The 26496-nt window shown below is 66.0% G+C and carries 28 protein-coding genes; 19 read left to right on the forward strand and 9 right to left on the reverse strand.

The window, feature by feature from the left end; translation table 11 throughout:
• From AL755_RS04880 to AL755_RS04895, 5 genes are read left to right on the forward strand one after another with little or no spacing between them, the layout of a single operon-like run.
• On the forward strand, positions 1 to 1014 hold the full coding sequence (locus AL755_RS04880; protein WP_054010044.1) for an FAD:protein FMN transferase: 1014 nt from the start codon (positions 1 to 3) through the stop codon (positions 1012 to 1014).
• Positions 1007 to 1174: a hypothetical protein gene (locus AL755_RS23950; protein ID WP_237762590.1), complete on the forward strand. Its 168-nt coding sequence runs from the start codon at positions 1007 to 1009 to the stop codon at positions 1172 to 1174. The genes AL755_RS04880 and AL755_RS23950 overlap by 8 nt, the downstream gene beginning before the upstream one ends.
• Entirely contained in the window at positions 1165 to 1563 is a 399-nt protein-coding gene (locus AL755_RS04885; protein ID WP_237762591.1) for a ferric reductase-like transmembrane domain-containing protein, read from the forward strand. Before AL755_RS23950 ends, AL755_RS04885 begins: the two co-directional genes overlap by 10 nt.
• Positions 1560 to 2843 (forward strand): NADH-ubiquinone oxidoreductase-F iron-sulfur binding region domain-containing protein, encoded by a 1284-nt coding sequence (locus AL755_RS04890; protein WP_054010045.1) that lies wholly within the window; start codon positions 1560 to 1562, stop codon positions 2841 to 2843. Before AL755_RS04885 ends, AL755_RS04890 begins: the two co-directional genes overlap by 4 nt.
• Positions 2840 to 3100, forward strand: coding sequence for a ferredoxin (locus tag AL755_RS04895; protein ID WP_054010046.1), 261 nt, complete (start codon positions 2840 to 2842; stop codon positions 3098 to 3100). Before AL755_RS04890 ends, AL755_RS04895 begins: the two co-directional genes overlap by 4 nt.
• 44 nt (positions 3101 to 3144) lie before the next feature.
• Here AL755_RS04895 and AL755_RS04900 read toward each other — a convergent pair whose 3' ends face one another.
• Positions 3145 to 5124 (reverse strand): APC family permease, encoded by a 1980-nt coding sequence (locus AL755_RS04900; protein ID WP_054010047.1) that lies wholly within the window; start codon positions 5122 to 5124, stop codon positions 3145 to 3147.
• A 253-nt stretch (positions 5125 to 5377) separates the two neighbouring features.
• Here AL755_RS04900 and speB point away from each other — a divergent pair, with 253 nt between their 5' ends.
• From speB to AL755_RS04915, 3 genes are all read left to right on the forward strand, one after another.
• Complete coding sequence (speB, locus tag AL755_RS04905; protein WP_054012866.1) at positions 5378 to 6472, forward strand: agmatinase; 1095 nt, start codon at positions 5378 to 5380, stop codon at positions 6470 to 6472.
• On the forward strand, positions 6469 to 8163 hold the full coding sequence (locus AL755_RS04910) for a thiamine pyrophosphate-binding protein (RefSeq protein ID WP_054010048.1): 1695 nt from the start codon (positions 6469 to 6471) through the stop codon (positions 8161 to 8163). The genes speB and AL755_RS04910 overlap by 4 nt, the downstream gene beginning before the upstream one ends.
• A gap of 163 nt (positions 8164 to 8326) precedes the next feature.
• A complete protein-coding gene (locus AL755_RS04915) occupies positions 8327 to 8962 on the forward strand; it encodes a CG0192-related protein (protein WP_054012867.1) in 636 nt (211 codons plus the stop codon).
• An 18-nt stretch (positions 8963 to 8980) separates the two neighbouring features.
• Here the strand turns inward: AL755_RS04915 and AL755_RS04920 are convergent, their stop codons facing one another.
• The 3 genes from AL755_RS04920 to AL755_RS04935 form a co-directional block, all read right to left on the reverse strand.
• Complete coding sequence (locus tag AL755_RS04920) at positions 8981 to 9829, reverse strand: SDR family oxidoreductase (RefSeq protein ID WP_054010049.1); 849 nt, start codon at positions 9827 to 9829, stop codon at positions 8981 to 8983.
• A gap of 289 nt (positions 9830 to 10118) precedes the next feature.
• Positions 10119 to 10403: a helix-turn-helix domain-containing protein gene (locus tag AL755_RS04930; protein ID WP_054010051.1), complete on the reverse strand. Its 285-nt coding sequence runs from the start codon at positions 10401 to 10403 to the stop codon at positions 10119 to 10121.
• 2 nt (positions 10404 to 10405) lie between these two features.
• The gene (locus tag AL755_RS04935; protein WP_150117041.1) at positions 10406 to 11068 is read right to left on the reverse strand and encodes a hypothetical protein; all 663 of its coding nucleotides are present in this window, start codon (positions 11066 to 11068) and stop codon (positions 10406 to 10408) included.
• Positions 11069 to 11228: 160 nt separating this feature from the next.
• Between AL755_RS04935 and AL755_RS04940 the strand changes: the two genes are divergently transcribed.
• The gene (locus AL755_RS04940) at positions 11229 to 12080 is read left to right on the forward strand and encodes a class I SAM-dependent methyltransferase (RefSeq protein WP_054010053.1); all 852 of its coding nucleotides are present in this window, start codon (positions 11229 to 11231) and stop codon (positions 12078 to 12080) included.
• 11 nt (positions 12081 to 12091) lie between these two features.
• Here AL755_RS04940 and AL755_RS04945 read toward each other — a convergent pair whose 3' ends face one another.
• On the reverse strand, positions 12092 to 12736 hold the full coding sequence (locus tag AL755_RS04945; protein ID WP_054010054.1) for a maleylpyruvate isomerase family mycothiol-dependent enzyme: 645 nt from the start codon (positions 12734 to 12736) through the stop codon (positions 12092 to 12094).
• Between the two features lie 125 nt (positions 12737 to 12861).
• Between AL755_RS04945 and AL755_RS04950 the strand changes: the two genes are divergently transcribed.
• Genes AL755_RS04950 through AL755_RS22285 form a run of 5 tightly spaced genes read left to right on the forward strand, consistent with a single transcriptional unit; the run spans position 12862 to position 15987 of the window.
• A complete protein-coding gene (locus tag AL755_RS04950) occupies positions 12862 to 13617 on the forward strand; it encodes an SDR family NAD(P)-dependent oxidoreductase (protein ID WP_054010055.1) in 756 nt (251 codons plus the stop codon).
• Positions 13618 to 13677: 60 nt separating this feature from the next.
• Entirely contained in the window at positions 13678 to 14289 is a 612-nt protein-coding gene (locus AL755_RS04955; RefSeq protein ID WP_054010056.1) for a glyoxalase, read from the forward strand.
• A 56-nt stretch (positions 14290 to 14345) separates the two neighbouring features.
• Positions 14346 to 14789 carry an LD-carboxypeptidase gene (locus AL755_RS23955; protein ID WP_237762592.1) on the forward strand — a complete coding sequence of 148 codons (444 nt, stop codon included), beginning with the start codon at positions 14346 to 14348 and terminating at the stop codon, positions 14787 to 14789.
• Positions 14729 to 15373: a hypothetical protein gene (locus AL755_RS23960; RefSeq protein ID WP_237762593.1), complete on the forward strand. Its 645-nt coding sequence runs from the start codon at positions 14729 to 14731 to the stop codon at positions 15371 to 15373. The genes AL755_RS23955 and AL755_RS23960 overlap by 61 nt, the downstream gene beginning before the upstream one ends.
• Positions 15374 to 15420: 47 nt before the next feature.
• A complete protein-coding gene (locus AL755_RS22285) occupies positions 15421 to 15987 on the forward strand; it encodes a YbhB/YbcL family Raf kinase inhibitor-like protein (protein WP_160318856.1) in 567 nt (188 codons plus the stop codon).
• 31 nt (positions 15988 to 16018) lie between these two features.
• On the opposite strand, the gene AL755_RS23165 is transcribed toward AL755_RS22285, so the two are convergent.
• The 3 genes from AL755_RS23165 to AL755_RS22290 are packed head-to-tail and all read right to left on the reverse strand — an operon-like array spanning position 16019 to position 18539.
• Positions 16019 to 16714 (reverse strand): hypothetical protein, encoded by a 696-nt coding sequence (locus AL755_RS23165; RefSeq protein WP_150117042.1) that lies wholly within the window; start codon positions 16712 to 16714, stop codon positions 16019 to 16021.
• 8 nt (positions 16715 to 16722) lie between these two features.
• Entirely contained in the window at positions 16723 to 17403 is a 681-nt protein-coding gene (locus AL755_RS04975) for a hypothetical protein (protein ID WP_054010059.1), read from the reverse strand.
• Positions 17400 to 18539 (reverse strand): RNA polymerase sigma factor, encoded by a 1140-nt coding sequence (locus tag AL755_RS22290; protein WP_082368920.1) that lies wholly within the window; start codon positions 18537 to 18539, stop codon positions 17400 to 17402. Before AL755_RS22290 ends, AL755_RS04975 begins: the two co-directional genes overlap by 4 nt.
• Positions 18540 to 19061: 522 nt before the next feature.
• Here AL755_RS22290 and AL755_RS04985 point away from each other — a divergent pair.
• Both AL755_RS04985 and AL755_RS04990 read left to right on the forward strand, forming a co-directional pair.
• On the forward strand, positions 19062 to 19715 hold the full coding sequence (locus AL755_RS04985; RefSeq protein ID WP_054010061.1) for a TetR/AcrR family transcriptional regulator: 654 nt from the start codon (positions 19062 to 19064) through the stop codon (positions 19713 to 19715).
• Positions 19712 to 20602 carry a TIGR01777 family oxidoreductase gene (locus AL755_RS04990; RefSeq protein WP_054010062.1) on the forward strand — a complete coding sequence of 297 codons (891 nt, stop codon included), beginning with the start codon at positions 19712 to 19714 and terminating at the stop codon, positions 20600 to 20602. Before AL755_RS04985 ends, AL755_RS04990 begins: the two co-directional genes overlap by 4 nt.
• Positions 20603 to 20824: 222 nt before the next feature.
• Here AL755_RS04990 and AL755_RS04995 read toward each other — a convergent pair whose 3' ends face one another.
• Positions 20825 to 21958, reverse strand: coding sequence for an alanine racemase (locus AL755_RS04995; RefSeq protein ID WP_237762594.1), 1134 nt, complete (start codon positions 21956 to 21958; stop codon positions 20825 to 20827).
• A gap of 171 nt (positions 21959 to 22129) precedes the next feature.
• On the opposite strand from AL755_RS04995, the gene AL755_RS05000 reads away from it, so the two are divergent.
• The 3 genes from AL755_RS05000 to aspA all read left to right on the forward strand — a co-directional run bounded on the left by AL755_RS05000 (position 22130) and on the right by aspA (position 26395).
• Positions 22130 to 24091 (forward strand): DUF5107 domain-containing protein, encoded by a 1962-nt coding sequence (locus tag AL755_RS05000; RefSeq protein WP_237762595.1) that lies wholly within the window; start codon positions 22130 to 22132, stop codon positions 24089 to 24091.
• 83 nt (positions 24092 to 24174) lie between these two features.
• Positions 24175 to 24882 (forward strand): FadR/GntR family transcriptional regulator, encoded by a 708-nt coding sequence (locus tag AL755_RS05005; protein WP_054010063.1) that lies wholly within the window; start codon positions 24175 to 24177, stop codon positions 24880 to 24882.
• 79 nt (positions 24883 to 24961) lie between these two features.
• On the forward strand, positions 24962 to 26395 hold the full coding sequence (gene aspA, locus AL755_RS05010) for an aspartate ammonia-lyase (protein ID WP_054010064.1): 1434 nt from the start codon (positions 24962 to 24964) through the stop codon (positions 26393 to 26395).
• Positions 26396 to 26496 lie beyond the last annotated feature (101 nt).

A 26496-nucleotide genomic window follows, 5' to 3' on the forward strand; every position in this document is an offset into this window, starting at 1 on the left:
ATGGCAGGCCTCGGAGACCTCAGCGAACAAAGCTGGTCCGCGCACTCCTGGCGGGTGTGGGGCCTCGACGCCTCGCTGGTGGTCACCGCGCCCGCACAACTCCAGGCGGCCGTGGGCATGGCGCGCTGCGCGCTCGACGCCGTCGACCTCGCCGCCAGCCGCTTCCGTGACGATTCGGAACTGGCCGTTCGCCGGGCGGAGCTGGTGCACGGCGCCACGGTGTCCCCGCTGCTGGCCACGCTGATGGAGTCGGCGCTGGCCGCGGCCCGCTGGACCGGCGGCGCCGTGGATCCCACCCTGGGCAACGACCTCATCACGCTGGGATACGACAAGGACTTCGCCGCACTCGCTCCGGACAATGGAGCCGCCACCGGGGCTGTTGGCCTTGCGCCGCAGGCATGCCGGCCAGCCCGGAGTGTGCCTGGGTGGGAACGCATCAGCCTGGACGGCCGCTTCCTGACCGTCCCGGCCGACATCACGATCGACCTGGGCGCCACGGCCAAGGCTGTTGCAGCCGACCTGGCGGCGGCGCGCATCGCCGAAGCCCTGGGCTGCGGGGTGCTGGTCAACCTGGGCGGCGACCTCGCCACGGCCGGTCCCGCCCCGGACGACGCCGGCGGCCGCTGGCAGATCCTGGTCCAGGACACGGCGGACGACCCCGCCCAGCAGGTCGCCGTACCGGCCGGCGGTGCGCTGGCCACCTCAAGCACCGTCAAGCGGCGCTGGCAGCAGGGCCATGCCGTGCGGCACCACATCCTCGACCCCCGCTTTGGCCTGCCCGTGGACGCTGTGTGGCGCAGCGTCTCCGTGGCTGCACCCACCGCGCTCGCCGCCAACGCGTTCAGTACGGCGGCGATCGTCAAGGGCCATGCCGCCGTTGCCTGGCTGCGCGGCGAGGGTTCCAGTGCACGCCTTGTTGATCAACAGGGCAGGGTCATCACGACGGGCGACTGGCCCGCCCAGGCCCCGGCGGACGCGCTCAGGACGGCAGAGGCGGTGGTGAGCCGTGGATGACGCACTGTGGGCCTTTGGCCGCGTGAGCGGGTTTGTCTCGATGGTGTTGCTGACCGTCGCGCTGATCCTGGGCATCCTGACCCGCTCCGGCCGGCCGTTGCCGGCCCTGCCCGGGTGTCGATCTCCCTGCTTCACCGCAACATCTCCCTCATGGCGGTGATCTTCCTGGTCTTCCACGTGGGTTCGCTCATGCTCGACTCCTTTGCCCGGCTAAACCCGGTGGATGTGGTGGTGCCGTTCCTGGGCAGTTACAAACCGTTCTGGCAGGGACTCGGCACGGTGGCACTTGACCTTTTGGCCGCCGTCGTCCTGACCAGCATGTTCCGGCAACGCCTGGGGCAACGCGGATTCCGCCTGGTCCACTGGCTGAGCTACGCCATGTGGCCCGTGGCGGTGGCCCACTCGCTGGGCAACGGCAGCGACGGAACCAGTGCCCCCGTCATCGCCGCGACCGTCGTGTCGGTGGTGGCCGTGCTGGCCGCCGTCGCATGGCGGGTCTCGGCGGGGTTCCTGGAGACGGCCAAGCTGCGCACGGGGAGGCTGCCATGACCGCGAGGGTGGAGGAACCGGTGGATGAGACCGTGCCGGCCCTCGGAGCAACCCGGCTTTTTGCCGCGGGCGGGCAGGCCGGATATGCGACGCACCGCGCCACCTTCGGGGAGCTGCCGTGGCGCGAGTTGGAGACCACGTTCCTGCCGGAACTGGAGGCATCCGGGCTTTCGGGCCGCGGTGGCGCCGCATTCCCGGCGTGGCGGAAAATGGCACTACTGGCCGGTGCCCGGCGAACGGGCCGGCGCGTGCCGCGGGCTTCGACCCCCGTGCTCATCGCCAACGGCGCCGAAGGGGAGCCGCTGAGCGTTAAGGACGCCACGCTGCTGCACAACGCCCCGCACCTGGTCATCGACGGGCTGCTGGCCGCCGCAAAGGTCACCGGCGCCCGCACCATCTTCATCTACACGGGCGTCGGCAACCTGGCACCGGTGACAACGGCGCTCGCCGAACGTGACGACGCCGGGGCGGTGACCCTGGTGGAGGCGCCCGATACCTTCGTCGCCGGCCAATCCAGCGCCGTCGTCAACTTCCTGGAAACCGGCCGGGCCCTGCCACGAACCATGGCCACGAGGCTGGGCGAGGCCGGATTCAAGGGCCGGCCCACGCTGCTGAGCAATGTGGAAAGCTGGGCGCACATGGCTTTGATCGCCCGCTACGGCGCCGCATGGTTCCGGGCGCAGGGGACGCAGCCTGATCCCGGTACCCGGCTGGTGTCGATTTCCGGGGACGTCCCCGCGGAGACGGTGCTTGAGGTGCCCGGCGGAGCCCCACTGGAGGCGGTGCTGGCGTCCGCCGGGGTAGGGCCCGACGCCGTTGGCGCGGTTTTGGTGGGCGGCTTCCACGGCCGCTGGGTGCGGCCCGCTGGAATGCGCCTTGCTGCGGGGGAGCAATCCGCCCAAAGCGTCCGGCCCGGCGCGGGAGTGCTGCACGTGCTGGGCCACGGACGGTGCGGGCTGGCCGCGACGGCCACCATGGTCAGTTATTTGGCGGGGGAGTCGGCGCGGCAATGCGGCCCCTGCCTGTTTGGACTGCCCGCGCTGGCCGGGCTCATGGGCAGGCTGGCTGCGGGTGCCGGCGCCGGCCGGGCGGACGCCGATTTGGTGGCTGAGGTGCAGCGCATGGGTGAGCTGGTGGCTGGCCGGGGCGCCTGCCACCACCCCGACGGTACAGTCCAGCTGATCCGCAGCGCCCTGGAAACGTTTGCCGACGACGTCCCGTGGCACCTGGCCGGGCAGTGCCTCGCCGGGCAGCACCTGGCTGAGGGAGGATCACGATGACCACGCGCAACGCCGCACCGGCGGCCCGGCTGCACATTGACTGGACCCGGTGCGACGGCCGCGGGCTGTGTACCGAACTGCTCCCCGAAGCCCTGGCCCGCGACGACTGGGGCTACCCGGTCACCGTGCCCGGGCGGGCACGCTTGGATGCCGACAAAAGCGCAGTGCCGATCACGGGCGCCGAGATTGCGGCCGCCGTCGACGCCGTAAACCTGTGCCCCGTGCTGGCGCTGCGGCTCAGCAGGCCACAGGATTAGCGGCCGGCTGAGCCGCAGCGGCTTGGCCAATGGGGGGCGGGGGATCAGCCCACGTGCACCCAGGGGCGCTTGGTCAGTTCGGGTTCGGCCTCGCGCAGCACCTCGCGGGTGACCGGGGCGATCTCGCCTTCACCAATGAACAGGAACCGCAACAGGTTGAAGATCGGGTTGCCTTCGGTCCAGCGGAAGTAGATGTGCGGGATCAGGCCCGTGGCGTCGCGGATGTGCAGCAGTACGGCGGCAATCGTGTTGGGCACGTTGGAGCTGTGGACCTCCAGGATGTTGAAGCCGTGGCGCACCACGCCGCGCACCTCGAGGGCTGTCTCAAAATCGGAGGAGTCGTCCACGATGACCTCCATGAACAACACGTCCCGGGGGTTGCCCATCTCGTTGACCGTCACCGCATGGTTGAGCTTGCGCCGGTACGACGCCGCGTTGCGGGTCTTGGGGTCGTGGGAGATGATCCGGATGGCGCCCTCGTCCAGGGCGGCCACGAACTTCATGGCGGCCTCGTCCATGCGGATGTAGGTGGCGCGCAGCTCGAAGGCGCGGCGCACGCGCGAGAGCAGGCTGACCACCACAATGCCGAGGATGAACAGCAGGGCAATCTTCAGGCCGTCGGGGCGTTCAAAGGAGTTGAGCACGGTCGTGTAGATGAACGCCGCGGAGACGATCCCGAAGCCGATCATCTTCCCGCGTTCCTTCTTGCGACGTGCCGAAAGGGTCACGGCAATCGCGGCGGAGGTGATCAGGACCAACACGCCGGTGGCATACGCACCGCCCTGGGCATTGACGTCGGCCTTGAATACGAGGGTGATGATGACCGCGACCACGGAGAACACGAGCACCAGCGGGCGTACGGCCCCGGCCCACGCGGGGGCCATGCCGAAGCGCGGCAGGTAGCGGGGCACCAGGTTCAGCAGCCCGGCCATGGCCGAGGCGCCGGCAAACCAAAGGATGGCGATGGTGCTGACGTCGTAGACCGTGCCAAATCCCTCGCCGAGCAGTTGGTGGGCCAGGAACGCCAGGGCGCGGCCGTTGGCGGCGCCGCCCGGCTGGAATTCCGCGGCCGGGATCAGGATGGTGGTGGCCAGCGACGAGGTGATGAGGAAGGTGCTCATGATGAGCGCCGCCGTCGTCAGCAGCCGGTGGGCGCCCCTGATGCGGCCTTTGGGGTTGTCCTCGGTTTCGCCGGGGTCGCCCTGGATCTGCGGCATGACGGCCACGCCGGTCTCAAATCCGGACAGGCCAAGAGCAAGGCGCGGAAAGACGATCAGCGCCACGGCGATCACCATGATGGGGTTGCCGTGTTGGGTGGTCAGCGCCGTCCACCAGTCGGTGGTCAGCAGCGGGCTGTGGACCACATTGACCATGGCGACGGCAATGACCGCGAGGTTGAGGGCAAGGTAGACGCCCACCAGGACCACGGCGATCCCGATGGCTTCCTTGAAGCCGCGCAGGAACACGGCGGCCAGTGCGGCAACCAGCACCAGGGTGATGATCACGTTTTGGCCCTCGAGGAACTTCGGCGCAAACGGGTTTTCGATGAGGTGGGCCGTGGCGTCGGCGGCGGAGAGCGTGATGGTGATCATGAAGTCCGTGGCGGCAAAGCCCAGCAGCGCCAGCACAAAGAACTTGCCCCACCATTTGGGCAGCAGGCGTTCAAGCATGGCGATGGATCCGGCGCCGTGCGGGCTTTCATTGGCCACGCGGCGGTACACGGGCAGTGCACCGAAAAGGGTCACGATGACCAGGACGATCGTGGCCAGCGGGGCCAGGACGCCGGCCGCGAGGGCGGCGATGGCGGGCTGGTAGCCCAGGGTGGAAAAGTAGTCCAAACCGGTCAGGCACATGACGCGCCACCAGGCGTGCCGCTTGTGTCCGGGATCGGGGCGGCCGTGGGGTCCCTGGCGCTTGCCCGAGCTTTCCGGCATGCCTTGCATCAACCATTGGCGCAGGGCCTTGGTACCGGCGGGCTTTTTGTGATCCCCCGGTTCCGATGGTGCATGGGAGAGGGATGTCACGTCCGGTTTCCTTTCGGCCAAACCGCCCCGTGCGTCAAATCTGCACAGTCGCGGCAGAGTGAGACTAACACCGGTTTTTCCCCGTGAAGGCGGTCTTGACGAAATCTTTACACCCCATTTGTGCACGAGGGACTGGAGTGGGCTGGAATTATCCATGGTGAAACTTTTGGTTCACATTAGGCAACTTCGGTTGTACGATGGTGACCAATGACCGTGTGTGACGCACGTCAACTGCGAAGAAACGAGGACGTCCATGAAAGAGCTCCGCATTGAGGCCAACGGCAACCTTGGCCCCATCGATTCCTCCCGCATCCCGCGCTACGCGGGCGCGGCGACTTATGCGCGCCTGCCGCGCCTGGACCAGGTAGCCAAGGCCGACGTCGCCGTCGTCGGCGTCCCCTTCGACAGTGGGGTCTCCTACCGCCCCGGCGCCCGCTTTGGCGCCAACCACGTGCGCGAGGCCTCCCGCCTGCTGCGCCCCTACAACCCGGCCTGGGATGTTTCCCCGTTCGAGAACTGCCAGGTGGCCGACGCCGGCGACATGGCCGTGAACCCCTTCAACATCAACGAGGCCATCGAAACCATCCAGGCGAACGCCCTGGACCTGACGGCCGGCGGCGCCAAGCTGCTGACCATCGGTGGAGACCACACCATCTCCCTGCCGCTGCTGCGCGCCGCCGCCGAGCGCGCCGGCGAGCCCGTGGCCATGCTGCACTTTGACGCACACCTGGACACCTGGGACACCTACTTTGGCGCCGAGTACACGCACGGCACCCCGTTCCGCCGCGCCGTCGAGGAAGGCATCCTGGACACCGAGGCCATCTCCCACGTGGGAACCCGCGGCCCGCTGTACGGCAAGAAGGACCTGGACGACGACCACCGCTTCGGCTTCGGCATCGTCACCTCCGCCGACGTCTACTACCAGGGCGTGCTGGAAACCGTCGCCAAGATCCGCGACAGGATCGGCAACCGTCCGCTCTACATCTCCGTGGACATCGACGTCCTTGACCCGGCCCACGCCCCCGGCACCGGAACCCCCGAGGCCGGCGGCATCACGAGCCGCGAGCTGATCGAGATCATTCGCGGATTCCGCGGCATGAACCTTGTTGGCGCCGACATCGTGGAGGTGGCCCCGGCCTACGACCACGCCGAAATCACCGGCGTCGCCGCCAGCCACGTGGGCTTTGAACTCGTCACCCTGATGGCCGACAACCACGTTGCCGGCGACCGCTTCGGCACCCCGAACGGCTACGCCGCGCAGGCCCTCGACGCCGAACCGCACCGCCGCACCGCCGGCTTCGCACCCGCGGTGGTCGAGCCTGTCGAGACCAAGGACGGCGCCAAATGACGGATCTGCAAAACCCGGTTGCCGAGGCCGCCTCAGAGGCTGCCGTCCAGCGCAACGGCGGGGACCTCGTCGTCGAGACCCTGGCCGCGCTGGGCGCCAAAACCGTTTTCGGCATCCCCGGCCAGCACGCGCTGGGCCTCTTCGACGCGCTGAGCCGTTCACCCCTGCACTTCGTGTCCTCCCGCGTGGAGAACAACTCCGCATTTGCCGCGGACGGCTACTCCCGCGCCACGGGCGAGGTGGGTGTGCTGTTCCTGTCCACGGGCCCCGGCGCGCTGACGGCCCTGGCCGGACTGCAGGAAGCGTACGCCACCGGCGTGCCGATGATCGTGGTGGCCAGCCAGATCCCGCTGGAAGGGCTAGGCGCCCGGCGCAAGGGCATGCTGCACCAGCTCGATGACCAGAAGGCCTCCGCCGCCAACGTCACCAAGAGCCAGCGGCTCATCCAGCACGCTTCCGGCATTCCTTCCGCGATCCAGGATGCCTGGACCGAGGCTGTGTCCTCGCCGCAGGGACCGGTTTGGGTCGAGGTGCCGCAGAACGTGCTGCTGGATCCCATCTTTGTGCCCGCCGTCGAGGACGCCCTGGCCGAGCCGTTCGACAACCCGCCGCGCGTGGAACTGGTGCGCGAGGCCGTCAAGTGGCTCTCCGCCGCCGAACGCCCCGCCATCGTGGCCGGTGGCGGCGTGCGACGCGGCCGGGCCGAGGCCTCGCTGCTCTCCATCGCCGAGAAGCTCAACGCCCCCGTGGTGAGCACCCCCGGCGGCAACGGCGCCTTCCCCTGGAACCATGAACTCTCGCTGCAGTCGTGGATGGAGGACCGGTACGTCACCGAGGTCCTCGAAGACGCCGACGTGCTCGTGGTCATCGGCTCGTCGCTGGGCGAGGTGGCCAGCAACTACTTCACCATGGAGCCGCGCGGGCGCATCATCCAGATCGACGCCGAACCCCGCGTCCTGGAATCCAACCGGCCCGCCCTGGGCATCCGGGCCGACGCCGGCCAGGCACTCAGCATGTTGGACGCCTCGCTGACCGAACCGCACGGTGACCGGGCCAACTGGCACGGCGCCACGCCGCAGGCAGTGGTCGCGGAGACGCTCGCCAAGGTGCAAGCCCGCCTCGACGGCCAGGACCTTACGCTGGAACGGAAGTTCATGGCGGACATCCGCGAGGCAGTCCCCGCGGACATGCAGACGTTCTGGGACATGACCATTTCGGCCTACTGGGGCTGGAGCTGCTGGGACGCCCGCGACGGCCAGTTCCATTCCGCCCAGGGCGCCGGCGGCCTCGGCTATGGCTTCCCGGCGGCCATCGGCGGCGCGTTGGGTCTGCAAAGTGCCGAAAAGCCCGCCCGGGTACTGGCAGTCTCCGGTGATGGTTCCTCCATGTACTCGATCGCCGAACTTGCCACGGCCCGCCAGCACAATGCCCCGGTCACCTGGCTCATTGTGGACGACGGCGGCTACGGCATCCTGCGCGAATACATGGTGGGCACCTTCGGCAAGGCCACCCACACGGAGCTGGCCCGGCCGGACTTCGTGAAGCTGGCCGAGTCCTTCGGAGTCCCGGCCAAGCGCGTAAAGCCCGAGGACGTCGGGGGCGCGCTCAAGGAGGGCTTCGCGGCGGACGGGCCCAACGTCGTCGTCGTTGACGTGCTGCTGAAGATGTTCGGCCCCACGCACCTGGACTAGTCCCCACGCCCTCCCGGCGCTCGTTCCTCGCGGTGGGGCCCTCGGGCGCGTGGGTCCAGCCCGCCTTCGTGCCGAACGTACATTGGGTGTTGATCCGCAGTCCGCGGATCAACACCTAATGTACGTTCGGCGGGGTGCCACGGGCCCACCTAGAATGGGCAGCATGGCACACATTTACCAGGCAACCCTGAGCCCCAACAAGATGGAACTGCTGTCCGTTTGGCTGCCCGCGCAGCCGTGGTTCCGGGAAGGCGATCCTGCGCTGCACCAGGTGGGCGCCTACCGCTTTGACGATCCGGCCGGCGAGGTCGGCATGGAAACCATCCTCGTGGCGGCCGGCGACACCGTGCTGCAAAACCCGCTCACGTACCGTGGTGCGCCGCTTGAGGGCGCCGAGCAGTGGCTCATCGGCACCATGGAACATTCGGTGTTGGGTACGCGCTGGGTCTATGACGCGTGCGGCGACCCCGTTTATGTTGCCGAACTGGCTGCGGCTCTCGTGGCGGGCCGGCCGCAAGCGGAGGAAATGGTCGACGTCGACGGGCAGTCCGTCCGTCGTGAGCCGAGCGTGCGGGTGCAAAGTTCAGCTTCCGCGGCCACCGACGCTCCCGTTCCGTCCGGTGCGCTGTCCGTGACCACGGCCGGCGGCGTGACAACCATCAGCGACGGCGAATTGGAGTTGTCGGTTCTCCGGGTCCTCGACCTTGGCGGGAGCACCACGAACACGCAGACCCTGACCGCAACCTGGGACGGCCAAACCGTTCCGGTCCAGCTGGCGTCCGCGAAGCCGGCGGTCTAACCTCCCGGCAACTTGCGCCTAGTCCTCGGCGCCGGCCAGGAATTCGGCCAGCGACTGGGGTGGGTGCCCGGTGATCTCCTCAACGGAACTGCTCACGTGTTCCATGGCCCTGGAGGCGATGGCCGTGTAGGTGGACACCCACGCGTCGTATTGCCATTGCGGGGCCTCCCATGCTTTCCGGGACTCATACGCCTCGGCCACGGATTCGTTGTGGAAGGTGGTGGTCCTGCCGAGTCCCGTACTGAGGATTTCGGCGACCTCGCCCATGGTCAGTGCCTCGGGTCCGGTCAGTTCATAGCTGCGGCCCGCGTGGGCGTCGGGATTCTGCAGGATCGCGGCTGCCGCGGTCGCGACGTCCCCACGGGACACCAGCGCGGCCCGGCCCTCGCCCGCGGGACCCCGGATGACGCCGTCGTCGCCCACCATCCGGGACATGAAGTCCAGGTAGAAATTGTCGCGCAGGAACGTCCATGCCATCCCGGAGTCCTTGATCAGCTCTTCCGTGGCGAAGTGGTCCCGGGCCAGCGTGAAAACCGCATCCGGTGCCGCGGACATGAACGACGTGTACACGATGTGCCGGACGCCCGCGGCTGCGGCCCCGTCGATGAATGATTTGTGTTCGGCAAGCCTGGTGGCGCTCTCCTCCGCGGAGACCATGAGGACGGTCTGGATTCCCTGAAGGGCCCGCTCGACGCCGGACTGGTCACCGAACGCAGCCACGGCCACCTCCGCTGCGGCCAGTTTTGGCGCCCTGTCAGGATTGCGGACCAGGAGGCGCGCGGGGACGCCGGCGTCGGCAAGTGTGCGGGCCGCGTGGCCGCCGATAAATCCGGTGGCGCCCGTGACGGCGATGGTTGGCTGGCTCATGGGTCAATTAGATCGCCGGTTGGCGGGCTTGTCGAGGTCGGCTCCGCGCCTTGGCTGCCGTTGCCTTCGCCACCTGACTCTGACCGCTGCGATGATCGCGATTGCGGCCAGGACCGCCAGGACGGCGAACAGCAACCATGGCGCCTCGGGGTAGGTTACCGTGACGCCGCCGGTGTCATTGCACTCCGTAGTTGCGACGACGCACGATGCGGGGAGGGCGAACAGGACCATGGTCCCAGTCAATCCGGGTGCTCCCGGCCTGTACAGCACGGTTTGGCCACGAAGTGCATCAGTCCCGAGCTTTGCCGGTGGCAGTTGCGTCCATGGTGCTCCCCGGAGGGGCTACGGCGTCCACAACCAGCAATTCGCCGACCTCGCATTTCAAGACTTCGCAGATGGCGGCAAGGGTCGAGAAGCGGATGGCCTTGGCCCTGTCGTTCTTGAGGACTGAAAGGTTGGCGAGTGTGACCCCCACAGCCCGGCTCAGATCCGTCAGGGTCATATTGCGTTGTTCCAAAAGCCTGTCGAGCCGGCAATGGATCAGCTGTTCTTCGGATGGCTGGGCCGGCGCCATTACTAGACCAGCCCTTCCGTGTCGTGCTGCAGTTGGGCACCCTTGGCAAATACGGCGGTCAACAGCAGGAGGGTTACTCCCAGGACAATCGGAAGCAGGTCAATGCTATTCACAATGTAGTGATCGAGGCTGCCCTGGCCAATGGGGCTGTCAACAGTGAGGACGTTATCGAGGCTGTTGACGATGGAGAGCTTGCCCAGTCCTTCGAGGACCGGGCGAACTACGCCGATCAGCACCAGCAGCCCGCCCACATAGGCCATGGTGTGCGTTACGGAGCGGGCGAACGGTACTGACCGCGCCAGCCGCCAGCTCACGACCATGATGGCCAGGCAGACGATGATGGTTGCCAATGTTCCGAGAATTGATGCAGTGACATTTAGTGCGAGTGCGTCGCCCGGAATATGTTGGACAACAAGTTCGATGCTGGTGCCCGGTCCAATCCCATAGACTTCCGGGCCCAGGACGTTGGCACCGGAACCGGCCGCCGTGCTTACCCCCAAACTGGGCAACGTGATCTTGGTGCCCCCGGAAAACGCCCATGCAAGCGTGGTGACCAGATCGAAAAGTGCCGCGAGAACGGCGCCTGCGGTCACGGCCAACAACAGCCAAAGTCCGGTCTTGGTCGCCACATTCACCGATCGTTTGCTTGAGAGTACAGTTTGCATAACGTCACCCCTTATCGTTTATCAATGTATCGATAAACGATAAACTACTTGGTGTTGCGGCGTTCGTCAAGGATCTTCCGACGCCGGGTAGTCGGCAGGCTGTTGGCGCCCGTGGTGTGGGAGATCGCCTTATCCCATGCGCGCCGCCTAGGCTTGCCGCATGACTGATAGCCACATTGACATCGGGTGGGAATCCGCGCGGGCCACCAACCTTGAGAACTGGGAGGACCGCGTTCCCCTGCACGAGGAGGCGTATGCGATCGGTGCCCTGGATGATCCCGACCATTTGACCCGCGTCGTCCGGACCGATCTTGCCGCTTTGGCGCCATTCCTACCCAACGCCTCGATCGCCGGCCTTGATGTGTGCCATCTCCAATGCCACATCGGCACCGACACGCTGTCCCTGGTCCGTGCGGGTGCGCGGGTGACCGGCGTCGACTTTTCACCGGGAGCGCTCAGCTCAGCAGCCAAACTGGCCGAACGGCTGGGCCTGGACGCGAGCTGGGTTGAAAGCGACGTTCTGGACGCCCGAGCGGCCGTCGACGGCGATTTCGACCTGGTCTACACAAGCATTGGGACCATCACCTGGCTGCCGGACCTTGAGCGTTGGGCGGCCCAGGTGGCCGGGCTGCTGCGTGCCGGCGGGGTGTTCTACATCCGCGACGGGCACCCGTCCCTCTACTCCCTTGACGAAAATGCAGACGGCCTGCAACTTCGCTACCCGTACTTTGGCAACGGCCAGGCGCAGCTGTGGGACGAGGAATCGACCTACGCCGGCGACGGCAAGGTGGCGCACTCCAGGACGTATCAATGGGCGCATCCGCTCTCCGAAATCATCAACTCCCTGATTGGGGCGGGGCTGCAGATTCTTCGCCTCGACGAGGGCAGGACGCTGCCCTGGAAGTTCGCGCCGCGGATGATCGAGGAAGCGGACGGTTTTGCCTGGCCGGAATCCGAACGGGATCTTGTGCCGTGTACCTACACGATCGTTGCCCTGAAGGCAGGCAAATAGTCGAAGCCGGCCTAGCTGCCTTCGATGCGTGAGCGCAGGGTCGCCACGCCGGGGCCCTGCAAGTCCCCAAGGTAGGCGCCGCGTCCGGCCATCGCCATCACCAGGGCCAGGGTTGGCCCGGTCACCAGCGGTCCCGTGCCCGCCGCGAAGGGGCCGTCGTCGGCCTGCAACTGAAGCCCGGCAGCACGTGAACGGCTCGGCACCGCGAAGTTGCGTTGCGCAAAGAACTCCGCGACGGGCGTCAGGGCATCCACGCTCGGGAGGTGTGCAAGCCCCAGTGGGCGCCGGATGTCCTGGGCGTGCACCAGGACCTCGCCCAGATAGGCCGGGGTGTCGGAGGTCGGTGCAATCTTGCTGCGGATGACGGCGCGAAACCGCTCCAGCGTCTCGGCCGGGGTGGCTCCGAGGCGCTCCTGGAGACGCCGCTGGTTGTGCACGGCAGGCCGGAAACGCGCGCCGAGCATGCTGCGCAGCCACTGCGACTGGTTCGTGCTGGCTGCGGCGGTCAGATGGGCGACGACGTGCTCAACGTCCCACTGTCCGCACAAGGTCTCGTGGTGCCACTGCTCCGTGCTGAGCCCCTCCAAATCTTCCGCCAACGCAGCCCTTTCGGCATGCGCGAGAGCCCACAGGATGTCGTCCGAAGGTTTTGCCATAGCGTGTGGTCCCTTTGTTCCCTCGGCATGACTTCGTCGAAAAGAAGCCCGCGAATTCTCTGGTTGTTCGATCGATAGCTAACGATACTTGTTAAGGAACCCAGCAACCGTTAAGGGAGATATCCATGACTGACACACGCGTTGCCCTGGTCACCGGGGCAAACCAAGGAGTCGGCCGTCAGCTCGCGAAGGAACTCGTGGCGAACGGCCTGACCGTGTATCTCGGTTCGCGCGATTTCGCGCGGGGCGAGGCCGCGGCGGCGGAAATTGGGCCGAGCGCCATTCCAATCCAGCTTGACGTGACGGATGCGGCGTCGATCGCGGCGGCAGCTGCCCGGATCGAATCGGAGATCGGCCACCTGGACCTGCTGGTCAACAACGCCGGCATCGCGCAAACCCAGCAGCGCGTGTTGGGCTCGCCGGAGTACATGGCGGCCTCCCAGGCCAGCAACGCCTCGCTCGATGAAATCCGCGCGGTCTGGGACGTCAACGTCTTCGGCGTCCTTGCCGTCTACCAGGCCATGCTGCCGCTCCTCAAGAAGTCCTCGGACGCGCGCATCGTCAACGTCTCCAGCGGCGTCGGTTCGCTGGCAACCAACGCGGACCCCGGCTATTCCTACCGGACCATGTTCGGCCCGATCTATTCGGCGTCAAAGGCGGCCCTGAACGCCGTGACGCTGTCGATCATGATCGAGCTGCAGGATACGGACATCAAGGTCAACCTGGTTTCGCCGGGATTCACCAGTACCAACCTCAACGGCTTCGCCGGCACCGATTCCGTCGAGGACGGGTCCCGGGAGGTGGTGCGGGTCGCATTGCTCGGCCCCGACGGCCCCACGGGCACGTTTACGCGATGGGAGAATGCCACGATTCCATGGTGACCCACGCTTCGAGCAGGATTCGAGAAGCGCCGTGCCGGGCCGCCAACTAGCGTTGCTGCCATGACAACCATTGAATCCCTCACCTTGGAAGTGCCCGACGTCGCTTCCGCCGAACGCTTCTACGCCGCAGCCTTTGGGCTGGGCACCGAACTGCGGCTGCGCGCATCCGAAGCCCCGACCACGGGCTTCCGTGGCTTTACTGTCTCGCTGATCGTCTCGCAGCCCTCCACCGTCACCGCACTGGTCGATTCAGCCGTCGACGCCGGCGCGACCGTCCTGAAGCCCGTCAAGAAGTCGTTGTGGGGTTACGGGGGAGTCGTCCAGGCTCCGGACGGCGCCATCTGGAAGGTGGCGACGTCGGCGAAGAAGGAAACCGGCCCGGCCACCCGCCAGGTCGAACAAATCGTGGTGCTCCTGGCGGCCGCGGACGTTTCGGCGAGCAAGAAGTTCTACCTCGATCGGGGTCTCAGGGTAGGGAAGAGCTTCGGCAAGTACGTCGAGTTCGCCATGCCGTCGAGCCCCGTGAAGCTGGCGCTCTATGGACCGGCAGCCCTCGCCAAGGATGCCGGCGTCGCTCCCGAAGGCACGGGCTCGCACCGGCTCGTCCTTGGCAGCAGCTCCGGAGCTTTCTCCGACCCGGATGGGTTTAGCTGGGAGAGCGCAGTGTCGTAGGAGCCTGGGAGGGGGGTGTGTCCGGGGCGCGCCTTGACGCGTGCAAGTATGAATTCATGGAAATCCGATTCCCCCGTCCCCTGGCTCCGGGCGACACCATCGCCGTGACGTCGCCGTCGAGCGGAGTAGGTGAAACGCTACGGGGCCGCCTGAACTTTGCCGTGCAGGCCCTTCGCGAACGCGGATTCGTCGTCGAAATCGGTGACTGCATGGATGGTGCGGGGCACACCAGCGCACCCGTCGAAGAGCGGGCGGCGGAACTGATGCGAATGCTCCTGGACCCGGGAATTCGGGCGGTCATCCCTCCCTGGGGCGGGGTGACGGCCATTGACCTCATCCCGCACCTGGACCTCGACGCGCTGGCCCAGGCCGAACCGACCTGGTTCATCGGCTACTCGGACATTTCAACCCTGCTAGCGCCCATCACGCTCCGAACGGGGTGGCGACGCTCCACGGCAGCAATCTCCTGGATACCCCCTACGACGTTCCCGAACCGCTGATGTCCTGGATCGACATCGCATCCCTGCGGGCCGGCTCGTTCTTCCGGCAGTCCTCGCCGGGAAAGTACCGCGTCAATGATTGGGATGACTGGGAACGGACGCCCGACGTCACCGAACACTCCTGGAACGGCGACGGCGGGTGGGTGCGCCTTGATCGCGGCCAGGATCCCGTGAGCGTTCGGGGTCGATTGATCGGAGGGTGCATCGAGACGCTGGTGAACCTTGCGGGCACCCGCTATCTCGACGCCGCGCCCCTGCGCGAGGGTTCAGATGGTGCGTTGATTGTCTACGTCGAAGCGTCCGGGGTCGACGCAACCACCATCTGCCGGCATCTTCACGGCATGCGACTGGCCGGGTTTTTCGACGGCGCCCAGGCCGTGCTGGTGGGCCGCACGGGCGCACCGGACTCTCCGACGCTCACGCAACACGGCGCGGTTCTCGACGCGCTCGGATCCTTGGGCGTACCCATCATCGGCAACGTTGAATGCGGCCACGTGCCGCCGCAGCTGCCCATCGTCAATGGAGCGCTGGGGCACCTTGTGTTCAACGAGGACGTTCAGTACTTAGAGCAAACGTTGCGGTGAGCTGGACCGCCAGCTGCACCACGAACCGAACCCGAAAGTGTGAAACCATGCCCGCAAATCCTCTCGGTATTGCCCTGCGCAAGCGACGCGCCGGCCACCATATGCTCGCTTGGGCACGCGCCGATCTCCAAGCACCCGAGAACATGACGCTCACCAGCACTGCATTTGAGCACGGCATGCCAATCCCCGAACTGCACCGCGGGCGAATCTTCCGGCCCAACATCTCACCGGAAGTCAGCTGGACACAGCCGCCGGGTCCCACCGAGGAGCTGGTACTCCTTGTGCAGGACCCCGACGTCCCTTTCGGCGCGCCTGCCACGCATGCACTGGTCCGGGGCATCGATCCATCACTGACCGGGATTCCCGAGAACGCACTGGCCAGTCCGAGCCCCATCGTCGGGCTCAAACTTGGCCGGGGCGCCATCGGTCGCCGCGGTTGGGCCGGCCCCATGCCGGTCCGCTCCCACGGCCCCCACTCATATGTCTTCCAACTCTTCGCCCTGGACCGGCAACTCGAGCTGCCCGAAAAGTTCACGCTCACCGATACGCTCGCGGCCATGACCAGGCACCTCCTCGGACGTGCCCGGCTCGACGGTACCTACGAGATCCGCTAACTTCCGTCTCTGGGCAAGCAATTCGTCGGTCCTACCTCTGGAGGACTGGCAAGCCCAGCTTTGCGCAGACGTTGCTGGCACCGGGGATGACGGCGACGGTGTTGTCGATGACGCATTCAGCCAGCGGCGGGATGTAGTGGCCCGGGACGTTGGTGACCAGTTGGGCGGGGAATGGCTTGCCATTTGGGTCTCGGTCTCGGGGATCAGACTCGAGCATGACCGGTTTTGGTGACACGAAGCCTTGGGGGATGAGGCTGTTTGTGATTCCGTTCGGGTTCATGTCTCCGGTGTCCCACATCCTGGCGCAGATTCGTACCGGGTCCTTAACCTGGACCATACCGGCGTTTTCGTCATCCGGGTTCGGGTTGTTCTTCGCGTCAAAACCAACTTCCATGATGCCGGACGTGATGTAGGGAGGAATCTTCACCGTCTGACCCTCCGGTCCCGGATGCTCAGTGGTTAGATCGGCCAGGAAGTAGCAACGGATGTCCCGTTTGTCGTTGACGGTTGCGAAAACACTTCCCGTTGGTGGGGTTGAGCGATCGATCTTTGCCACCGTTTCGGTAGTGATCTCGTATGCGGTTTTGCTCGAGGGCGTATGAGTCTCCGCGGCCTGAGCAGTCGGTGTCCCGGCCCCCATCCCGAGTGTCAGAGTCGCTGTTGCCGCGACCGTCCCGGCTGCGCAGGTGAGTGCAGCTATGGAGAGAATTCTTGATGGTTTCTTCATGGTTTCCTCTATTTCTTCACTGCAGGTGATGAACTTTTTTCCAGGGCGGGGATGCCCAATTTCGCGCAAGTTTCCGGGGGCCCGGGGATGACGGCGACATTTTTGCCGACCACGCATTCGACTAAAGGCGGAATGTAGTGACCGGGGACGTTGGTGACTAATTGTGGAGGGAATGGATTACCATCTGGGTCACGATCCCTGGGGTCAGATTCGACCATCACCGGTTTTGGTGGGGCGAATCCCATGGGAATGAGGCTGTCGGTGATTCCGTTCGGGTTCATGTTGCCGGTGTCCCAGAGATCGGCGCAAATCTTCACTGGATCCTGAACTTGGAGCATCCCCGCATTTGGATCGTCGGGGTTCGGGTTGTTTTTCGCATCGAAGCCGACCTCCATGATCCCTGTCGTGATGTAGGGAGGCATTTTCACCGACGGATCCTCCGGTACCGGATGCTCGGTGGTCAGATCTGCCAGGTAGTAGCAGCGAATGTCTCGCGTGTCGTCAACGGGTTTGGTGGCCACGTAGATTCCGGCCGCCGTCGTCCCGGCCAGGGCGAGGCCCGCGACGGAGATGACCAATGGGGTCTTCCAGCGCTTCGCCGGCTTGGCGGTCCGGCGGGCTTCGCCCACGAGGAGGTTCCGGACAGATTGCCTGGTCTGGGCGGGGTACTCAATGTCGGAGAGATTCATGAAATCCTCGATTCAAAGGGTGTGTTCAACCGTTCCGCGGGAGCCAAATGCGGCGCCGCCAGCACGAGCTTTTTCCTGGCCCGGCTCAGTCGTGACCGGACAGTGCCGATCCTTACTCTCAAGACGGCGGCTGTTTCTTCGTAGCTGTAACCGTTCATGAAACAAAGAATCACAGCATCTCGCTCACCGGCGGTCAGTCCGGCCGCACCCCCGAGCAAGCGGCTAACCTCTGCTTCAGCGTCCAGGCGCTCAGCAATTTCCGCTGCATGGTCAGCGCCGTGTTCCGAATGCGGCAGGCGGGTGAGGAATTGTTCGTGACGGCGTTGTGAGCGTGCCCGATTCCGGTCAACATTGGTCGCCACACCCAGAAGCCACGGCAGAAGCGAGTCCCGTTCCAACTTGAGCTTGGTACGTTGCCGCCACGCCTCAAGGAAAGTCAGCGAGACCAACTCTTCGGCGTCATGCCACGACCGTGTCCTACTGAGCGCATATCTGAACAAGGCATCTGCATGCCTGTCGAACAGCGCACCAAGGGCGTCTGAATCCCCTTGAGCACACCGCCCCCACAGCACAAAGTCGCTATCCCCCATTAGTTTCATACTTAGTAGTGTCCACGACCAATGAATAAGTTCCCGAACCACGAAAGATTTCTCCTGAGGCATTCCACTCGTCGAAAAGCATTTTGTAGCGGGTCCCCGCCGGCCGTGACTTTCTGGCAGAATCTGGATTTCGGCATCACCAATTTCTCGGGGAGTAAGAATGGCAATGGTTTTTGGCCTCAAGGAGACACCACTGAAATTGATCATTTCCTTGGTGGTCGCATCCTCGCCCCTGGCGGCCTGCACTCCCATTGGTCCGGAGACAGACGGGCCACATTCTTCGAAAGCCCCGGCCACAACGAAATCGACGGCGACTGCGAATGATGCACTTGCGTGGGACAGCTGCATGGACCCGGTAATCAAGCCGGGGAAGCCTTCCAAAGAAGCAGCGAAGCTTGTCGCCGGAGCCCTTACGATCAACACGCCCGGAAGCACCGAAACCAGTGTCCTGCTTAACGATCCGGCCACGGTTCTCATCAGCTGGGACGGCGGCGGTCCCGCAACCTCACGCTTCAACGATCGCATCGGCGAAGCCATTGGGTACTCCGCGGAAGGGGCAACCGGGGTATCAATAGTGTTCTTGACCCTCTCGACGGCGCAAAACAAGTGGGCGCGTTCGTCCAGTACTCGGGCATCGAACCTGTCAGTGTTCCGGTCACTATCTCCTGTGGAGGGACCTTGACGTCTGTAGGTGTCGTCAATACGTGGAAAGTCCAGGAGTCCGGAATCATCGAGTGTGCGCTTCCCGCTGAAGGCAGCACCATGGCCTCTGAGGCTAAGAAACAATTCTGCCCTAAGTCCTAGTTCGGGTGCGGCACAGTCAGGCTTTGTGGACTCACCCGTTCCGAAGCTCAGGCGCCAGCCGTCAGATCTGTTTGTGCCGGGATTGAAAAATTCTGGGTGGCGGGAACTCGATCCGGCGGCCCAGCATGCTCACATTGCCGGAGCTAACGGAGTAGACCACGCTGGCGATGCGGGGCGCTCGTGCGCCAAGAATTGAACACGTTCAAAAACAGTGCTTTACTCGTAAGTGAACACGTTCAAAAGAGGGGATTGGCCATGGGTAACGGCAAGAGCGCCACAACGAGGGCCCTGGTGCTGGACACCGCCCTGGGCATGTTCCGCACCAAGGGCTTCGCGAAGACCACCATGCGGGGAATTGCCACCGAGGCCGGGGTCTCGCTGGGCAGCGCCTACTACTACTTTGCGTCCAAGGATGAGCTGGTGCTTGAGCTCTACCGGGAATCCGTGGCCGAACAGCATGCCCTGGCCAGCAAGGCGTTGGCCGGAACCACGGGCTTGGCCGCGAGGCTCAAGGCGGCACTCCACGCCGGCGTGGACGCGCTCACCCCGTACCACCAGTTCGGCGGGGCCCTCATTTCCAGTGCCCTCCCGCCGCAATCGGCCGTCAACCCCTTTGGTGAGGCATCGAGCCAGGCCCGGGAGGATGCCGTCGGCATCTTTGCCGAAGTGGTCGAAGGCGCCAAGGTTCCACCCTTCCTGCGCGCCCAGCTCCCCGAATTGCTGTGGCTGGCCTACATGGGCGTGGTCCTGTTCTGGGTCTATGACCGCTCAGAGAATCAGCGCCGCACCCGCACGCTGATCGACGGCGCCGCCCCACTGCTGGCGAAGCTCGTCTCCTTCTCCCGCCTGCCCGTGGTGCGGCCCATGGTCGAGGAAGCGCTGGCGCTCAAGGCCAAGGTGCAGGCATGAGAACCGCCGTCCTGGCCGGCGCCTCCGGATTCATTGGCAGCTATTTCCGCACCCAACTGGCCGACGCCGGTTGGCAGGTCCGCACGATCGGGCGCACTGGCGATGCCGTCTGGGGTGACACTGCAGCGATAACGGCACTCCTGGAGAATGTGGAATTGCTGATCAATCTGGCCGGAAAGTCCGTCTCCTGCCGATACACGGCGGCCAACAAGGCGGAGATCCTGCGCTCGCGGGTGAAGACCACGGCAGAGCTGGGCCACGCAGTGGCCGCCTGTACCAACCCGCCGCGCGACTGGTTCAACGCGAGCACCGGCACCATCTACCGTGACGCGCGGGACCGCCCCCAAACCGAGGACGACGGCGAGCTCGGCCAGGGCTTCTCCGTGGACGTGGCGCGGGGCTGGGAGGCGGCACTGGCGGCCGCCCCCACGCCCAAAACACGGAAGATCCCGCTCCGCATCACCATCGTCATGGGGCCGGCCGGCGGCGTCATGACCCCGTTCAACAATCTGGCGCGAAGTGGGCTGGGCGGACCCATGGGGGACGGCGGCCAAAAGTTCAGCTGGATCCACGTGGAGGACCTGTTCCGGGCCGTCATGTTCCTCCATGAAAACCCCCGGATCACCGGCCCCGTCAATATCGGCTCGCCGAATGTGGTGGACAACCGGGAGCTCATGGCAGGAGTCCGCCGCACCGTGCGCAGGCCGTGGGGTCTACCGACGCCGGCATGGCTGCTGAAACTCGGCGCCGTGCTGATCCGGACGGAAACGGAACTCGTCCTGAAAAGCCGCTGGGTGCAGCCGAAGAAGCTGCAGGACGCCGGATTCACCTGGCAATACCCGATGCTGGCCGACGCCCTTGCGGACATCGCGTCCAGAGGTCGCTAGGAGCGGGACGCCGCTGCGAGGAAGAATCCATCCTCCGGAGCCCCATGGGTCCCTCCCGGAGGGTTGGGGCGGGGAAACCCCGTTGAGGGGCCAGATAATCCTGAGCGATGGTTGAGGATTATCTGGGCCCTCAACGGCGGGCGGGTGCCGGGGCCTCGACAGGCTCGACCACCGGAGGCCCCAGGCTCGACCACCGAGGCCCCAGGTTCGACCACAGGAGGATTACCCGCCGATGGAGGACCGGTGGAAGTCGGTGTGCCAAACATCCACCACGGCGCCGGCGGCATCGGTGGCCAGGTATTCGGGCCAGCGGTCGAAGGCCGAACAGGGATGCGAGATGCCCATTTCCACAATGTCCGTCACGGCCACGCCCGAGGCGCCCAACAGGACCGCGTGGTGGTCGAAGAGTTTGTGCACGGTGGCCGTTGCATCCGCCTTCGCAGTGCCATTGGCTGAGTACACTGCCAGCACGGGCGGCAGGCCGGCGTCGTACGGCAGGTCACGCTTGCCGGCACCCACCACAACTAGCCCGTCCTCGGGGGTCGAGACCACCAGGGCGCGGACGGTCAGGGCCGGAATGAGCCCGGGAATGGGGCTGACACCCGCGTAGGTGCCGTGGTCGTGCGTCGCGTAGCAGCCCGAGCGCAGCAGGTTGACCGTGCCGGGAACCGTGGTGGGCAGGAACTCGACCACCCGGTCCGGGAACGCCGATCCGCCCATGGAAAAGATCGGCGCCGACGTTTCGAACAGATCTGCCAGGTCAACGAAGATATCGCGCGTCAGTGCGCAGTGCCGGTCGACGGCGTCCACGTTGACGGCGTCGCGCGAGTTCGCCACCACGCCCTCGTAACCGGCAACGCCCACCAGTCGCAGCCCGGGCGCCGTAACGATCAATGCCGCGATTTCGCGGGCCTCCGCAGCGGAACGGACGCCGGTCCGTCCGGCCAGGGTGCCGACGTCGATGAGCATCTCCAGGGCCCGGCCGGCACCGGCAAAAACGGAAGCGGCCAGCGCGACGCCGGCTGCCGAGTCGGCGAGGATCCGCACGGTCAGCGAGGGGTCGGCGTCGAGCCACGCCTTGATCCGGCCAAGGCCGAACCCGTCCACCACCTGGTTGGCGACCAGGATGTCCCGCCGGCCCCAGCCAATGACCGTGCCCACCTGGTCCACGGTCGCGACGGTCACGCCCACGGCCCCGGCGGCCATTTGGCGTTCGATGATGGGCGCGGACATGGTGGTCTTCACATGCGGTGCGAGCACCACGTTCCGGTCCCGGCACCAGTCGGCCATGACCTCGATGTTGTGGTCAAGGGCGGCGATATTCAGTCGCAGCTGCGGGAAGGCGGATTCGTTCACTTTTTGCTCCTAGGTGGCGCCGCGCCGGGCAGGGTGGCGTTGATTTGGGGATGTGGAAAGTTTATCGGTGCGCGGGACCAACTACTTCGATATGCTCGATTGAGGGTGTTTGGCATCTATAACAAGCACGCTCACGCATCGAACCCACCCCAGCCCGGATAGGAACCCCGCATGACCGCCCCCACGGTATCGCTGACCACCTGCACCATCGATTTGGCGGGGCTCGGCCCGGATTCGCCGCTGCCGTCCGTTCAGCCGTTGCTGGAGCCGCCCTATACCGTGGCCGGCGGCGTCCCGGAGGAAATTGCAGCAGGAGCCCGGTGGGGCAAGGCGAAGAACATCTACCCGTATCCCCTGCAGGAAAGCTACGGCCGGGAGGTCGCGGCGACGGAACTGACCGGCGTCGTACTGGAGAACGGCCACGTCAAGGCGCTCTTCCTGCCGCAGTTGGGCGGGCGGCTCTGGTCCCTGACCGACAAGGCCAGCGGCAAGGAGCTCCTGCACACCCAGGACCGCATCCAGTTCGCCAACCTGGCGCTGCGCAACGCCTGGTTCGCCGGCGGCATCGAGTACAACATCGGCACGCGCGGCCATTCACCCACCACCTGCGCACCCCTGCACTCGGCCATCGTGCACACGCCGGAGGGCCAGGACGTGCTGCGCATGTGGGAGTTCGACCGGCTCCGCGAGGTGGTGTTCCAGATCGACGCATGGCTGCCCGCCGATTCCAAGGTGGTGTTCGTGGCCGTGCGCATCCAAAACCCCAACCGCCACACCGTGCCCATGTACTGGTGGACCAACGCCGCCGTCCCGCAAAACGACGCCACCCGCGTGATCGCCCCGGCAGCCCGCGCCTACGCCACCGACTACGACGGCTCCATGACGGTGGTGGAACCCACCGACTTCCACGGATTCGATGCCACCTGGCCCACCCGCAATACCCATGCCGCGGACTTCTTCTTTGACCTGGCCCCGGACCAGCGCCGCTGGGAGGTTGCCGCGGACGACGACGGCGACGGGCTGGCGCTGGTTTCATCGTCCCGCTTGCGTGGGCGGAAGCTTTTTGTGTGGGGCGAGAACGTGGGCGGGCACCGCTGGCAGGAATGGCTCACGCCCACGCCCGACGGCGCCTCGCCGCGCCACTATGCCGAGATCCAGTCCGGACTGGCGCAAACCCAATTTGAGCACGTGCCCATGCCCGCGGGGGAGTCCTGGCAGTGGGTGGAGGCCTACGGCAACGCCTCGCTGGATCCGGCCCTTGCCGGCGGCGACTGGTCCGCCGCCGTGGAGCACGGTGCCGCCAGGATCGAAGCCCTGGTCCCCGAAGCCGCCGTCGCCGATGCCCTGGCCGACGCCGCCCGATGGGCCGATCTTGCCCCTGGCGAATTCGTGGTGGCAGGCAACGGCTGGGGCGCCCTGGAGCGGGCCCGGCGCAACGCCGCCGGGCTGGATTGGGTGGATGAAGCCGGCACGCCGTTCGCCGGCGAAACGCTCACCGGCGAACAGGCGCCGTGGCTTGACCTTCTGCAAGGCGGCGAGGCGTTCACCGGGGCCGGGTCCTTTGTCCGCGGCGCTGACTGGGAGGAACTGCTCGCAGCGCCCCGCAACGCCGGTCCCGAGGCGCTCCTTCACCGGGCCGTCATGGCCCATGCCAGCGTGGACAACGCCGCGGACCGCGAAACCGTCGCGGCCCTGTACCGGGGCGCGCTCGCCGATTCCGTGCTCAGCGGGCACAGCCGGGCAGTGGCGCTCCGCGGCCTGGGCCTGGTGCTGTTGGCGTCCGACGACGTCGACGGCGGCATTGCCCACCTGGCCGACGCGTGCGCCGTGGAACCGGCCAACCGCTGGCTGATCACGGAAGCCATGACGCTGGCCATCGCCCACGGCCATCCGGGGGAGGCCCTGGCCTTGGTGAGCCGGGCACCCGAGCCGCTGGCAGGCGTCGGGCGCGTCAAGTTCCTCACTGCCCTGGCCCACGCCCGCAAGGGAGAGCCAGGCAAGGCCGCGCAAATGCTGCGTGACGGGCTGGAAGTGGCCGATCTGCGCGAAGGCGAAAACTCCATCACGGCGTTGTGGCAGGAAGTCTGCCCCGGCGAAGACGTGCCGGAGCGCTACCAGTTCAGCATGCACTAACCCACCGGCAACTGACGGTCAAGGGTGCCGGAATCACGCCGGCACCCTTGACAGCGCCTGTGAGCCGTGCCATAGTTCATGGCATGAACCTGTCAGACAGCTGGACAGCTGGACAGCAGCAGATTGTCCGCGTCAGCGCCGCCGAGGCCGTCTTCAAAGCCATCAGGTCGGCCATCGAATCAGGGGACCTTGCCGTCGGGGCAAAACTCAGCGCGGAGGCGGTACTCGCCCAGCAATACGGGGTCAGCCGCTCGGTGGTGCGCGAGGCCCTGCGCTCCTGCACTGCACTGGGCCTGACCGCCACGCAAACCGGCAAGGGCACGTTCGTGGTGTCCGCACGCGCCGGCAGCTACCTGGTCCTGGGCAACTATTCCGCCCGCAGCCTCATGGAAGCGCGGCCGCACATCGAGGTGCCCGGCGCCGAACTGGCCGCCGGCCGCCGCACGGAGGAACAGCTGGCCCAGCTGCGAGGCATCATCGACGCCATGACCGGGGAGGACGACCCCGAAACCTGGGTGGGCCTGGACGCCGCCTTCCACGCCGCCATCGCCGCAGCCAGCGGCAACGAAGTGTTTGAAAAAGTCGTCAACGACATCCGCGACGCCATGGTGAACCAATCCGAAACCATCAACCTCGTCACGGGACGCCAGCACCAGTCCGACGTCGAACACCGGCGCATCCTTGACGCCATCGCCCAGGGCTCCGGGCCCGAGGCCGGGAAAGCCATGGCGGCACACCTTGCCGCCGTTGAGTCCGCCCTGGCCCGGATCACGAGGGAAGCGCCGGGCTGACTGCCGCCGAATTCCCGGCCCATGCGCCGCTAATTGACCCCTCGCATTTTGAACCCCCGCACTTTGTACAAGGAGAAACATGACCACCACCGAATCCGCCACCTCAGCCGCCATTCCGGCCGGGTTCCGCAGCGAACACGACCTCATCGGCGACCGCGATGTCCCGTCCGACGCCTACTGGGGTGTCCACACGCTGCGCGCCGTTGAAAACTTCCCCATCACGGGCCAGCCGCTGTCCACCAACACCAACCTGGTCAACGGACTCGCCATGGTCAAGCAGGCCGCCGCACAGGCCAACCACGAACTTGGCCTGCTCGATGACACCCGAACCGCAGCCATCATCCAGGCCTGCCAGGAAATCATCGCCGGGGAACTGCACGAGCAATTCGTGGTGGACGTCATCCAGGGCGGTGCCGGGACGTCGTCGAACATGAACGCCAACGAGGTCATCGCCAACCGGGCACTGGAAATCCTGGGTCACAACAAGGGCGAATACCAGTTCCTGCACCCCAACGACCACGTCAACCTCAGTCAGTCCACGAACGACGTCTACCCGACGGCGGTCAACGTGGCCACGATCTTCGCCGCGAAATCGCTCGTGGGCGCCATGGAGGTGCTGGGCGAGGCATTCTCCGAGAAGGCCGTGGAATTCAAGCACGTCGTGAAAATGGGCCGCACCCAGCTGCAGGACGCCGTGCCCATGACCCTGGGCCAGGAATTCAACACCTACGCCATCACGCTCGGCGAGGACCGGGCCCGGCTGGCGGAATCGGCGCTGCTGGTCCACGAAATCAACCTGGGCGCCACGGCCATCGGCACGGGCCTCAACGCACCCAAGGGCTACTCCGCCCTGGCCTGCCGGCACCTCGCGGAAATCTCCGGACTGCCGCTCGTCACGGCATTCGACCTGATCGAGGCCACCCAGGACGTCGGCGCCTTTGTGCACCTCTCCGGCGTGCTCAAGCGCGTCGCCGTGAAACTGTCCAAGATCTGCAACGACCTGCGCCTGCTCTCCTCCGGGCCCCGCGCCGGCTTCGGCGAGATCACGCTGCCGGCTGTACAGTCCGGCTCCTCGATCATGCCCGGCAAGGTCAACCCCGTGATCCCCGAAGTGGTGAACCAGGTGGCCTACGAGGTCATCGGCAACGACGTCACCATCACCATGGCGGCCGAGGGCGGCCAGCTGCAGCTGAACGCCTTCGAACCGATCATCGTGCACAGCCTGACCAAGAGCATGCGCCACCTCGAGGCCGCCTGCCTGACCCTGGCCGAGAAGTGCGTGCGCGGCATCACCGCACACGAGGACAAGCTGCGCGCCCAGGTGGAGCACTCGATCGGCCTGGTCACGGCCCTGAATCCGCGACTGGGCTACGCCGCATCGACCAAGATCGCCCTGGAAGCCCTGGCCAGCAGCCGCGGCGTCGCCGAACTGGTCCTCGAACACAAGCTCCTCACCGCCGAACAGCTCAATGAACTCCTGCGCCCGGAGCGCCTGGCCAACCTCAGCGACTAATCCCCACGGGCTCCCACGACTCGCAAGCTCGCCGCGGGTCCCTCGCCCGCGTGGGCCCATCCACGGGCTCCCACCATGAGGCTCGCGGGCGAGCCTCATGG

The sequence above is a fragment of the Arthrobacter sp. ERGS1:01 genome (genome assembly GCF_001281315.1).
GTDB lineage: Bacteria > Actinomycetota > Actinomycetes > Actinomycetales > Micrococcaceae > Specibacter.

What these genes read in the sequence shown, in the direction of transcription:
- AL755_RS04880 (WP_054010044.1), top strand. Translation starts at nt 1, where the DNA reads ATGGCAGGCCTCGGAGACCTCAGCGAACAAAGCTGGTCCGCGCACTCC.
- AL755_RS04885 (WP_237762591.1), top strand. Translation starts at nt 1,165, where the DNA reads ATGGCGGTGATCTTCCTGGTCTTCCACGTGGGTTCGCTCATGCTCGAC.
- AL755_RS04890 (WP_054010045.1), top strand. Translation starts at nt 1,560, where the DNA reads ATGACCGCGAGGGTGGAGGAACCGGTGGATGAGACCGTGCCGGCCCTC.
- AL755_RS04895 (WP_054010046.1), top strand. Translation starts at nt 2,840, where the DNA reads ATGACCACGCGCAACGCCGCACCGGCGGCCCGGCTGCACATTGACTGG.
- speB (WP_054012866.1), top strand. Translation starts at nt 5,378, where the DNA reads ATGAAAGAGCTCCGCATTGAGGCCAACGGCAACCTTGGCCCCATCGAT.
- AL755_RS04910 (WP_054010048.1), top strand. Translation starts at nt 6,469, where the DNA reads ATGACGGATCTGCAAAACCCGGTTGCCGAGGCCGCCTCAGAGGCTGCC.
- AL755_RS04915 (WP_054012867.1), top strand. Translation starts at nt 8,327, where the DNA reads ATGGCACACATTTACCAGGCAACCCTGAGCCCCAACAAGATGGAACTG.
- AL755_RS04920 (WP_054010049.1), bottom strand. Translation starts at nt 9,829, where the DNA reads ATGAGCCAGCCAACCATCGCCGTCACGGGCGCCACCGGATTTATCGGC.
- AL755_RS04930 (WP_054010051.1), bottom strand. Translation starts at nt 10,403, where the DNA reads ATGGCGCCGGCCCAGCCATCCGAAGAACAGCTGATCCATTGCCGGCTC.
- AL755_RS04935 (WP_150117041.1), bottom strand. Translation starts at nt 11,068, where the DNA reads ATGCAAACTGTACTCTCAAGCAAACGATCGGTGAATGTGGCGACCAAG.
- AL755_RS04940 (WP_054010053.1), top strand. Translation starts at nt 11,229, where the DNA reads ATGACTGATAGCCACATTGACATCGGGTGGGAATCCGCGCGGGCCACC.
- AL755_RS04945 (WP_054010054.1), bottom strand. Translation starts at nt 12,736, where the DNA reads ATGGCAAAACCTTCGGACGACATCCTGTGGGCTCTCGCGCATGCCGAA.
- AL755_RS04950 (WP_054010055.1), top strand. Translation starts at nt 12,862, where the DNA reads ATGACTGACACACGCGTTGCCCTGGTCACCGGGGCAAACCAAGGAGTC.
- AL755_RS04955 (WP_054010056.1), top strand. Translation starts at nt 13,678, where the DNA reads ATGACAACCATTGAATCCCTCACCTTGGAAGTGCCCGACGTCGCTTCC.
- AL755_RS23955 (WP_237762592.1), top strand. Translation starts at nt 14,346, where the DNA reads ATGGAAATCCGATTCCCCCGTCCCCTGGCTCCGGGCGACACCATCGCC.
- AL755_RS22285 (WP_160318856.1), top strand. Translation starts at nt 15,421, where the DNA reads ATGCCCGCAAATCCTCTCGGTATTGCCCTGCGCAAGCGACGCGCCGGC.
- AL755_RS23165 (WP_150117042.1), bottom strand. Translation starts at nt 16,714, where the DNA reads ATGAAGAAACCATCAAGAATTCTCTCCATAGCTGCACTCACCTGCGCA.
- AL755_RS04975 (WP_054010059.1), bottom strand. Translation starts at nt 17,403, where the DNA reads ATGAATCTCTCCGACATTGAGTACCCCGCCCAGACCAGGCAATCTGTC.
- AL755_RS22290 (WP_082368920.1), bottom strand. Translation starts at nt 18,539, where the DNA reads ATGGCTTCGCCGATGCGATCGTTGAAGCGTGAGGTTGCGGGACCGCCG.
- AL755_RS04985 (WP_054010061.1), top strand. Translation starts at nt 19,062, where the DNA reads ATGGGTAACGGCAAGAGCGCCACAACGAGGGCCCTGGTGCTGGACACC.
- AL755_RS04990 (WP_054010062.1), top strand. Translation starts at nt 19,712, where the DNA reads ATGAGAACCGCCGTCCTGGCCGGCGCCTCCGGATTCATTGGCAGCTAT.
- AL755_RS05000 (WP_237762595.1), top strand. Translation starts at nt 22,130, where the DNA reads ATGACCGCCCCCACGGTATCGCTGACCACCTGCACCATCGATTTGGCG.
- AL755_RS05005 (WP_054010063.1), top strand. Translation starts at nt 24,175, where the DNA reads ATGAACCTGTCAGACAGCTGGACAGCTGGACAGCAGCAGATTGTCCGC.
- aspA (WP_054010064.1), top strand. Translation starts at nt 24,962, where the DNA reads ATGACCACCACCGAATCCGCCACCTCAGCCGCCATTCCGGCCGGGTTC.